This is a genomic window from Neisseria sp. P0021.S005 (assembly GCF_051956955.1).
Window position 1 is genome coordinate 1 of the sequence record NZ_JBQCWY010000534.1, and the last position, 2,133, is coordinate 2,133.

Annotated in this window: 1 protein-coding gene; it reads right to left on the reverse strand. The window is 54.0% G+C overall.

All coding sequences use genetic code 11. From position 1 onward, the window contains the following. Positions 1-2,071 (reverse strand): phosphoribosylformylglycinamidine synthase (purL, locus tag ACTHUE_RS16515; protein WP_440424011.1); only part of this gene is annotated, 2,071 nt, incomplete at its 3' end. Positions 2,072-2,133 lie beyond the last annotated feature (62 nt).

The following is a 2,133-nucleotide window of genomic DNA, read 5'->3' on the forward strand; positions in this document are numbered from 1 at the left end:
GATAGGTGTTGAAGCCCATCATGGTAACGGCGCAATCGGCTACGGGGGTTTGGTATTTGCCGACCATTTGGTCGCGGTGGGTCATGCCGCCGACGCTGCGGTCGCCGATGGTAATCAGGAAGTTTTTAGCGGCTACGGTAGGCAGGCGCAGAACGCGGTAGGCGGCTTCGGTGATGTCGATATCGCCCGCGTTAAACGGTTTTTCAGACGGCGTAACCGTTTTGTCGCTGCGCGTGGTTTTGGGCGGTTTGCCGAGCAAGACGTTCAGCGGCAAATCGACGGGATTGTTGGAGAACAAATCGTCGCGCACTTGCAAATGGCCGTCGTCGGTCGCCGTGCCGACCACGGCAAACGGGCAGCGTTCACGTTCGCAGATGGCGCGGAAGGTATCCAAATCTTTTTCCAAAATGGACAATACATAACGCTCTTGCGATTCGTTGCACCAAATTTGCAACGGGTTGAGGCCGTGTTCTTCCAGCGGCACTTCGCGCAGTTTGAATACCGCGCCGCGTCCGGCATCGTTGACCAGTTCGGGGAAGGCGTTGGACAAGCCGCCCGCGCCGACGTCGTGGATGGAGATAATCGGGTTTTTGTCGCCGAGTTGCCAGCAACGGTCGATGACTTCTTGCGCGCGGCGTTCGATTTCGGGGTTGCCGCGTTGTACGGAGTTGAAGTCCAAAGAAGCGTCGTTTGTGCCGGTATCCATCGAAGAAGCCGCGCCGCCACCCAAGCCGATAAGCATGCCCGGGCCGCCCAGTTGGATCAGCAATGCGCCTTCAGGGATTTCGTCTTTATGCGTCTGCTGTGCCTGAATGCTGCCCAAACCGCCTGCAATCATAATCGGTTTGTGATAGCCGCGAACTTGTCCGTCAAACTTTTCTTCAAAGGTGCGGAAGTAGCCCAAGAGGTTCGGGCGGCCGAATTCGTTGTTGAACGCTGCGCCGCCAATCGGGCCTTCAATCATGATGTCTAAAGGAGAAGCAATATGGCCGGGTTTGCCGTAGGCTTGTTCCCAAGGCTGCTCTAGGCCCGGAATATTCAGGTTGGAGACGGTAAAGCCGGTCAAGCCTGCTTTTGGACGTGAGCCTTTGCCTGTTGCGCCTTCGTCGCGGATTTCACCGCCCGCACCCGTTGCCGCACCGGCAAACGGCGCGATGGCGGTTGGGTGGTTGTGTGTTTCCACTTTCATGATGATATGGGTGTCTTCTTCGTGGAAACGGTAGCCTTGGTTTTCCGCCGCATTTGGATAGAGGCGCTCGATTTTCGCGCCTTCAATCACGGATGAATTGTCTTTATAGGCAACGACTGTGCCTTCGGGATGCGCGTTGTGCGTGTCGCGTATCATGCCGAAGAGGGATTTCGATTGTTTTTCACCGTTGAGGATGAAGTCGGCGTTAAAGATTTTATGGCGGCAGTGTTCGCTGTTTGCCTGAGCGAACATCATCAATTCAACATCGGACGGATTGCGGTTTAAAGCCTGATAGTTTTCAACCAGATAATCGATTTCGTCGGCAGAAAGCGCCAAGCCCATTTCGGTATTGGCTTTGACCAAAGCCTCTTTACCGCCGCCCAATACATCTACGCTGGAGAAGGTTTCCGATTGGATATGGTGGAACAGTTGCGCCGCTGCATCGATGTCGGTCAACACGCTTTCGGTCATGCGGTCGTGCAACAGGGCTGCCCATTGTTGTTTTTGCCCATCGGTAAGCACACCTTCGAGCCATACTGCCATACCGCGTTCAATACGCTCAATACCTTCCAAACCGCAGTTTTCGGCGATATTGGTTGCTTTGGAAGCCCAAGGAGAAATGGTGCCCAAACGGGGCGTTACCAAAAATAAATGCAAGCCCTCGCGCGCTTTGGGCGTTTGTTCAACGCTTTGCGCTGCCAGTAAGGCTTGCAGTTTTTCGACTGTCGCGGCATCAAGTGCTTTTTCGCTACCGACAAAATACCAAAATTCGCTGCTTAATTTGACTTCGGGCAGGCCGAGGGCGGCTGCTTTTTGGAAGAGTTTTTCAACACGGAAATCGGAAAGGGCGGTTACACCGCGCAAGGGCAGAACAACAGACATGGATTCAGCTCACAAAATGCAGTTGGGGAATCCATTATTATACCTGAAAAATGCAATTTTGC